At 64.2% G+C, this 8067-nt stretch carries 8 protein-coding genes; 6 read left to right on the top strand and 2 right to left on the bottom strand.

Annotation, left to right across the window (positions count from 1 at the left end; all coding sequences use genetic code 11):
• Positions 1–87 precede the first annotated feature (87 nt).
• Positions 88–855, top strand: coding sequence for a 5'/3'-nucleotidase SurE (surE, locus tag Q0S16_RS12060; protein ID WP_295848490.1), 768 nt, complete (start codon positions 88–90; stop codon positions 853–855).
• A gap of 25 nt (positions 856–880) precedes the next feature.
• On the opposite strand, the gene Q0S16_RS12055 is transcribed toward surE, so the two are convergent.
• A complete protein-coding gene (locus Q0S16_RS12055) occupies positions 881–1258 on the bottom strand; it encodes a response regulator (RefSeq protein WP_295848488.1) in 378 nt (125 codons plus the stop codon).
• Positions 1259–1549: 291 nt separating this feature from the next.
• On the opposite strand from Q0S16_RS12055, the gene Q0S16_RS12050 reads away from it, so the two are divergent.
• Both Q0S16_RS12050 and Q0S16_RS12045 read left to right on the top strand, forming a co-directional pair.
• Complete coding sequence (locus Q0S16_RS12050) at positions 1550–2200, top strand: protein-L-isoaspartate(D-aspartate) O-methyltransferase (RefSeq protein ID WP_295848487.1); 651 nt, start codon at positions 1550–1552, stop codon at positions 2198–2200.
• Between the two features lie 106 nt (positions 2201–2306).
• Positions 2307–3716 carry a peptidoglycan DD-metalloendopeptidase family protein gene (locus tag Q0S16_RS12045; protein WP_295848485.1) on the top strand — a complete coding sequence of 470 codons (1410 nt, stop codon included), beginning with the start codon at positions 2307–2309 and terminating at the stop codon, positions 3714–3716.
• Positions 3717–3929: 213 nt separating this feature from the next.
• Here Q0S16_RS12045 and Q0S16_RS12040 read toward each other — a convergent pair whose 3' ends face one another.
• A complete protein-coding gene (locus tag Q0S16_RS12040) occupies positions 3930–4913 on the bottom strand; it encodes an ATP-binding protein (protein WP_295848483.1) in 984 nt (327 codons plus the stop codon).
• Positions 4914–5093: 180 nt separating this feature from the next.
• On the opposite strand from Q0S16_RS12040, the gene yajC reads away from it, so the two are divergent.
• The 3 genes from yajC to secF form a co-directional block, all read left to right on the top strand.
• On the top strand, positions 5094–5477 hold the full coding sequence (gene yajC, locus Q0S16_RS12035; RefSeq protein WP_295848481.1) for a preprotein translocase subunit YajC: 384 nt from the start codon (positions 5094–5096) through the stop codon (positions 5475–5477).
• Between the two features lie 44 nt (positions 5478–5521).
• A complete protein-coding gene (gene secD, locus Q0S16_RS12030; RefSeq protein WP_295848480.1) occupies positions 5522–7123 on the top strand; it encodes a protein translocase subunit SecD in 1602 nt (533 codons plus the stop codon).
• Between the two features lie 16 nt (positions 7124–7139).
• The coding region (secF, locus tag Q0S16_RS12025) for a protein translocase subunit SecF (protein WP_295848478.1) at positions 7140–8067 on the top strand (928 nt) is incomplete at its 3' end.

Below are 8067 nucleotides of genomic sequence, written 5' to 3'. Positions count from 1 at the left end.
CGGCCGTTTTTGTTTTTGTATTGACCGCAAAGACGGGGTATCAGCGCTGCCTGAGCGAGATGGAATCGACCAAGGGCACCGGAGCGAATGCGGATTCTCTGCACCAATGACGACGGCATCCATGCTCCCGGCCTGAAAATTGTCGAGGAAATCGCCCGCGCGCTGTCCGACGACGTCTGGGTGGTGGCGCCGGAACTCGACCAGTCCGGCGTCTCGCATTCGCTGTCGCTGAACGATCCCTTGCGTCTGCGCGAGGTCGGCCCGCGGCATTTCGCGGTCCGGGGTACGCCGACCGATTGCGTGATCATGGGCGCGCGGCACATTCTGGCGGACCATCCGCCGGATCTGGTGCTGTCCGGCATCAACAAGGGCCGTAACGTCGCCGAGGACGTTGTGTATTCCGGTACCATTGCCGGCGCGCTGGAAGGTACCATCCTCGGATTTCCGTCGGTGGCGCTGTCGCAGGAGTTTTCGATGGAGACGCGCCACGCCCCGTTGTGGGATACCGCGCTCAAATTCGGGCCGGACGTGCTGCGCAAGGTGATCGCAGCCGGCGTGCCGAAGAACACCGTCATCAACGTCAATTTCCCGGCCTGCGTGCCGGATCAGGTGAAGGGCGTTCTCGTCACCCGGCAGGGCAAGCGCAACCAGGGATTTCTGCGGGTCGACGAGCGTCGCGACGGCCGCGGCAATCCGTATTTCTGGATCGGTTTTGAGCGCGTCGCCGTGGTCGATATTCCAGCGGAGGGCACTGATCTCGCCGCCCTTGCCGCGCATTTCGTCTCGGTCACGCCGTTGCGGCTGGATCGCACCGATGACGAGTTCTCGGAAGCGCTGACCATGGCGATGAAGTAACGCGGGGTGCGCCAAGGGCGCGGCGTTAAACCGCCACGCCCTTCAGCGTACTGGCGATCACCTGCGCCAGGGTTTCCATCTGAAACGGCTTCTGCAACGTCGGGCGGTCGCGAAATTCCTGCGGCAGGCCTTGGGCGCCGTAGCCGGTGGCGAAGATAAAGGGACGCCCGCGGCCCTGGATCACTTCGGCCACCGGGGAAATCACCTTGCCGTTGACGTTGACATCGAGGATCGCAATATCGAACTCGGTGCTGCCGGCAAGCCGCACCGCTTCATTGATTTCGCCGGCTTCGGCGGCGACGCTGTAGCCCAGCTCTTCGAGCATGTCGGCCACCATCATTCGAATCATCACTTCATCTTCGACAAGGAAGACTGAGCCGCCCGTCGGCTTCGATGTAGTCATGCCCAGTGTCCTTGCCCCATTTCACGAGATAAAGTCGCAAATTAAGCTGTACAATGCAATCTTTGCGGCGCGCGGTTTTTTGCGACCGGGCGGCTTCGTGTCTCGACCCGCTCCGCGACGCCACCCGGCGCGCAAACGCGCTTTCACCGCCGGCCAATAATCGGGACGTGACCTTCTGGTTCCGGATTCGGAACACCATGCCCCACCGTGCTAACCTGTTCCACGCCGCGGTCATTGCGTCGCTTCGCTGGTGGCACGGTCAAGTTTGAAGCCGGATTTCACGAGGCAGCCATGATCTCTGTCGGACCCCCTCCCGATCAAATGATGTTCCAGCTCGGTCTGCGCCGCCGCGGCATCAGCAACCAGCTTGTGCTGCGGGCGATGGAAGAGGTGCCGCGCGACCGGTTCGTCGCTGCCGCCGATCTGGCGCATGCCTGGCGCGACACCGCGCTTGGAATCGCGTGCGGGCAGACCATCAGCCAGCCTTTCGTCGTGGCCTATATGACGGAGCAGCTGCAGCTCAAGCCCGGCCATCGCGTCCTCGAGATCGGGACCGGCTCGGGCTATCAGGCCGCGATCCTGGCCAAGCTCAGCCGCGATGTGCTCAGCCTCGAACGCTACCGCACTTTGGTGGATTTGGCGCGCGCCCGGCTGGAACAGCTTGAACTGCACAATGTCGAGGTCATGCTGGCCGACGGCTACGACATTCCGGCCAATCTCGGCAGCTTCGATCGCATCATCGTCACCGCGGCGATGGAGCAATTGACGGATGCGCTGCTTGAGCGGCTGGAGCCTGGCGGCGTGCTGGTGGCGCCTGTCGGCCCCCATAGCGGCCCGCAGACACTGGTCCGGGTTACCCGCGCCACGGAGGGATTTGACCGCAAGGACCTGGTCGAGGTCCGCTTTGTTCCGGCCCTCAAGGGCATCGCGCGCGAGCTCTGAAAAAGTTCGTGAACGCCGATCACGTCCTGGCCGCAGGGTTAAAGGCTTGGTAACGCGGACCGTGTTTACTCAAATCAGTGCTTTGTTGCGTATGAGTGAGTAACCAATGTCCAGCGTTGTCGAGTTGCTTTGCTCTCGCCGGGCTCCGCATGTCGCGGTGCTGGCAATGATGTCAATCGGTTTTGCCGGCTGCAGCGCCGACATGCAGACGCGGTTGTCGCAAAATCCCAATTTTGAAACCGGACAGTCACGCGGCTTTGGCTGGCAGGGCGACTCTACCGGCTCGGTACCCCGGGCAGCGCCACGCGCGCCGGTTGAGCGCAGCAGCGAGCTGCCGCAGTATCAGCGCCCGGCCTACCAACCGCAGCCGGCCTACCAGTCTTCCGCGCTGCCGCCGCCGATCGCGGCGCCACAATCCTATCCGGTTGGTCGCACCGCCGCGGCGGCGCCGGTCACCGGTGGCGGCCGCGGCCTCGGTTCCTACGCGCCGCCAAGCCAGCCGATCGAGAGCACCGGCACCGTGGCACCCCGATCGGTGGCGGCTACCAATGGCGTGGCCCGCGATGGCGGCACCGCGATCATCGTCGGCACCAGCGATACGCTGGACGGCCTGGCGCGCCGCTATAACGTGTCGTCGGCCGCGATCCTGCAGGCCAATGGCTATAAGGGCCCGCGCGCGCTGTCGCCCGGCCAGCAACTGATCATTCCGCGCCAGAGCGCGGCCGCCGCGACCCCCGCGCTGGCGGCCCCGGCCAGCAAGCCGGTGGCGATGTCCGCAGCCGCCCCGTCGGCGCATTTCGTTAATCGCGGCGATACGTTGATGAGCATTTCCCGGCGCAACAATGTGCCGGTCGCCGAGCTTGCCCGCGCCAATGGCCTGGCACCGACGGCGCAGCTCAAGGTTGGCACCAAGATCACCGTTCCAGCTTCACGCAGCGCGGCGGCCGCCGCGCCGCTCGCGGCGCCGGTTGCTGTCGCGGCGGCGCCGGTCGGCGCCGTGATGTCGGCACCCGCCACCCGGATGGCGACCGCCGAACCGGCTCCGAGGGAGAAGGCGCGTCTGGCCCAGGCCACCACCACGCCGGAAGAGGCCGTCACCGAAGCGCCGGCCAAGGCCGCCGATGCCACCGGCGCCTTGCCGACGTTCCGCTGGCCGGTGCGCGGTCGCGTCGTCACCGGTTACGGCGCCAAGACCAATGGCAAATCCAATGACGGCATTAATGTCGCCGTGCCCGAGGGCACGCCGGTGAAGGCGGCTGAAGACGGCGTCGTGGCCTATTCCGGCAACGAGCTGAAGGGCTACGGCAATCTCGTGCTGGTCCGGCACTCCAACGGCTATGTCACCGCCTATGCCCATGCGAGTGAACTGCTGGTGAAGCGCGGCGAGACCATCAAGCGCGGCCAAGTGATCGCGAAGTCCGGTCAGTCCGGCGAAGTCGGCTCACCGCAGCTGCACTTCGAGATCCGCAAGGGCTCGTCGCCGGTCGATCCGCTGCAATTCCTGAACGGCGCATAGGCGATGGTATCAGCGAAGTAGCAAAAGGGCGCCGTCTGGAAACAGGCGGCGCCTTTTTTTCTCGTTCCCCGGACGCGGTGCGGCATTCTTCATGCCGCTCCGCAGATCCGGGGTCCCGGTTGCGCATTTGAGTAACTGGGACCCCGGCTCTGCGGTGTACCACGCGGCAATAGCCGCGCGCTGCCCTGCGTCCGGGGAACAGATCGGTGCTTGCTACTTCCCCGCCAGCCGGATGCCCATGCGGCCGGCCAGTTCCTGGGTGAATTGCCAGGCGACGCGACCGGAGCGCGAGCCGCGGGTGGTCGACCATTCCAGCGCCTCGCGCTCCAGTTCGGCTTCGTCGAGTGCGATGCCGTAATGGCTGCAATAGCCGCGCACCATGTCGAGATATTCGTCCTGGCTGCATTTGTGAAAGCCGAGCCAGAGCCCGAACCGGTCCGACAGCGAGACTTTCTCCTCGACGGCTTCGCCGGGATTGATCGCGGTCGAGCTCTCGTTCTCGACCATCTCGCGCGCCAGCAGATGGCGGCGATTCGAGGTAGCGTAGAGGATGACATTGTCGGGTCGGCCCTCGATGCCGCCCTCCAGCACCGCCTTCAGCGATTTGTAGGAGGCGTCATTGCCGTCGAAGGACAGATCGTCGCAGAAGATGATGAAATAGAACTCGGAGGCGCGGATCTGCGCCATCAGCGCCGGCAGGCTTTCGATGTCCTCGCGGTGGATTTCAACCAGTTTGAGGCGGCCATCGACCGAAGGGCTGGCATTGACGGAGGCATGCGCCGCTTTCACCAGCGACGACTTGCCCATGCCGCGGGCGCCCCACAACAGGGCATTATTGGCTGGCAGGCCATTGGCGAAGCGCTCGGTGTTCTCGATCAGGATGTCGCGCAGTCGCTCGATGCCCTGCAAAAGGCTGAGATCGACACGGCTGACCTTCGGCACCGGCGCCAGGCGTCCGTCCGGATGCCAGATGAAGGCATCGGCGCTGTCCAGCGAATCGGCATTGGACAGTTTTGGCGCCGCGGCGGCCATCCCGGCGACAATCGCCTCCAGCGCAAGCGCGATGCGCTCGTCGATGCGGGCAGCGACCGCTGGTCGCGGGTGCTTTGTCATGGCCTTGCGGAGCTTGGCTACGGCCGGTTTGGCGATCGGCTTTTTCAGGGCGCCACGATTGGTTTTATTGGGCTTTTTGGACATTTTTGACTTTCCTCGGCGCGAACCCATATCGAGCCGGGAAGAGGTCTGCAAGCGGTACGGATCGGCCGCCGGGCAGCGTTGCAATTGGGGCGCTGGCCGTTATAGTCCGCGCGAATTTGCCAAACGGCCGAACGCCGCTGCGTCGCCGGTTGATCCCCCAGTTTCCATGAGGAATTCCCGATGTTCATTACCCCTGCGTTTGCCCAGGCTGCCGCAGCCGGCGGCGACACCAACTCGATGCTGATGTCGCTGCTGCCGTTCGCCCTGATCTTCGTCATCATGTATTTCCTGATCCTGCGCCCGCAGCAGAAGAAGGTGAAGGACCATGCCGAGCTGGTGAAGAACATCCGCCGTGGCGACACCATCGTCACCACCGGTGGCATGGTCGGCAAGGTCACCAAGGTCGTCGATGACGAGCAGGTCGAGGTCGAAATCGCCGATGGCGTCCGCGTGCGCCAGATGCGCTCGATGGTCTCCGGCGTACGCACCAAGGGCGAGCCGGCCAAGGAAAAGGCCGACAAGGCCGATGCCAAGCCCGTCAAGGACGAGACATCCGCGAGCTGATGCGCTCGCGCGTCACCATTTCAAGAATCTGACGGGTTAACTCGATGTTGTATTTCACGCGGTGGAAGGCGCTGGCGATCATCCTCACGGCGCTGGTGGTCTGCCTGTGCGCGGTTCCGAATTTCTTCCCCGAGGCCCAGGTCAAGACCTGGCCGAAATGGGCGCAGCGTCATCTGGTGCTTGGCCTCGATCTGCAGGGCGGCTCGCACATCCTGCTCGAGGTGGACGCCAATTCGGTGAAGAAGGATCGGCTTGATCAGGTACGCGACGACGCGCGCCGTACCCTGCGCGACGCCAAGATCGTCTATACCGGCCTTAGCGTCCGCAACGATATTGTCGAGGTCCGCGTCACCAAGGACACCGAAGTCCCGACCGCGCTGACCAAGCTGCGCGAATTGTCGCAGCCGCTGGGCGGCCTGCTGGGCGCCAATGGCCAGCGCAGCCTCGATGTCGCGGATGCCGGCGGTGGCCTGATCCGGATGACCGTGCCGCAGGCGGCGATCACCGACCGCGTCCGGCAGTCGGTCGAGCAGTCGATCCAGATCGTCGAGCGCCGCGTCAACGAGCTTGGTACCGTGGAGCCGCTGATCCAACGCCAGGGCGTCGATCGTATCCTGGTGCAGGTGCCCGGCCTGCAGGACCCGACCCGGCTGAAGGAATTGCTCGGCAAGACCGCGAAGCTCGACTTCCGGATGGTTGATTCCACCATCCCGGCCGATCAGGCCGCGCAGGGCAGGGTGCCGCCGGATTCCGACCTGCTGCTGTCCTCGCAATCGCCGAAGGTGCCCTATATCGTCAAGAAGGCGGTGCTGGTGTCCGGAGCCGATCTGATCGACGCGCAGCCCGGTTTCGATCAGCGCTCCAACGAGCCGATCGTCAGCTTCCGTTTCAACACCTCCGGCGCGCGCAAATTCGCGCAGGCGACACTCGACAATGTCGGCCAGCCGTTCGCGATCGTGCTCGACAATGAAGTGGTGTCCGCGCCGGTGATCCGCGAACCGATCACCGGTGGCTCCGGGCAGATTTCCGGCAGCTTCACCGTGCAGGCCGCCAACGACCTGTCGATCCTGCTGCGCGCCGGCGCGCTGCCGGCGCCGCTGACCATCATCGAGGAGCGCACCGTCGGTCCCGGCCTCGGCGCCGACTCGATTGAGAAGGGCGAACTGGCTGCCTATATCGGATCGATTCTCGTCATCATCTTCATGCTGTTGACCTACCGGCTGTTCGGCTTGTTCGCCAACATCGCGGTGGCGATCAACGTCGCCATGATCTTCGGCGTGCTGTCGCTCTTGAACGCGACGCTGACGCTGCCCGGCATCGCCGGCATCGTGCTGACGGTCGGCATCGCGGTGGACTCCAACGTGCTGATCTATGAGCGCATCCGCGAGGAAGTCCGCGGCGGCCGTACCGCGATCTCGGCGATCGATGCCGGCTTCAAGCGCGCGCTGTCGACCATCCTGGATTCCAACGTCACCACCTTCATCGCCGCCGCGGTGCTGTTCTATATCGGGACCGGTCCGGTGCGCGGCTTCGCCGTGACGCTCGGCATCGGCATCGTCACCACGGTCTTCACCGCCTTCACCGTTACCCGCCTGATCGTCGCAGGCTGGGTACGCTGGAAGCGGCCGACCAGCGTGCCGATTTGAGATTGCGGAGCTGGCTTTGACACAAACTGTTCTTTATGGCCTCGGGGCCCTCATCGTGGTGCTGAGCATCGTCAGCGCGATGGGCTGGCTGCCGTCGCTGCGTATCGTCCCTGACGATACCAAGTTCGATTTCACGCGCTTTCGACGCATCAGCTTTCCCATCTCGGCGCTGCTGTCGATCCTCGCCATCGTCCTGTTCTTCACCCACGGGCTGAATTTCGGCATCGATTTCAAGGGTGGTACGCTGCTCGAAGTGCAGGCCAAGAGCGGCACCGCGGATATTCCGGCGATGCGTTCCACGCTCGGTGCGCTGGGCCTCGGCGAAGTGCAGATCCAGCAGTTCGGCGGTCCCGCCGACGTGCTGATCCGCGTCGCCGAACAGCCGGGCGGCGACGCGGCCCAGCAGGGCGCGGTTCAGAAGGTTCGCGGTGCGCTCGGTACCAATGTCGAGTATCGCCGCGTCGAAGTGGTCGGCCCGCGCGTCTCCAGCGAATTGCTGGCCTATGGCATGCTCGGCCTGATGCTCGCGATCCTCGGCATTCTGGTCTATCTCTGGTTCCGGTTCGAATGGCAGTTCGCGCTCGGCGCCATGATCGCCAACGTCCACGACATCGTGCTGACCATCGGCTTCATGTCGGTGACCCAGGTTGAGTTCGATCTCACCAGCATCGCGGCGCTGCTGACGATTCTTGGCTACTCGCTGAACGACACCGTCGTCATCTATGACCGCATCCGTGAAATGCTGCGGCGCTACAAGAAGATGCCGATGCCGGAGCTGCTCAACGAGTCGATCAATTCGACGCTGTCGCGCTCGATCATCACCCACGTCACGGTGACCCTGGCGTTGCTGGCGCTGCTGTTGTTCGGCGGCAATGCCATCCACAGCTTCACCGCGGTGATGATGTTCGGCGTCGTGCTGGTCGGCACCTACACCTCGATCTTCA

This window comes from Tardiphaga sp. (assembly GCF_025356345.1).
GTDB lineage: Bacteria > Pseudomonadota > Alphaproteobacteria > Rhizobiales > Xanthobacteraceae > Tardiphaga.
Note: the sequence above shows the minus strand (reverse complement) of the source record. Positions and strands in the feature narration are given on the sequence as shown.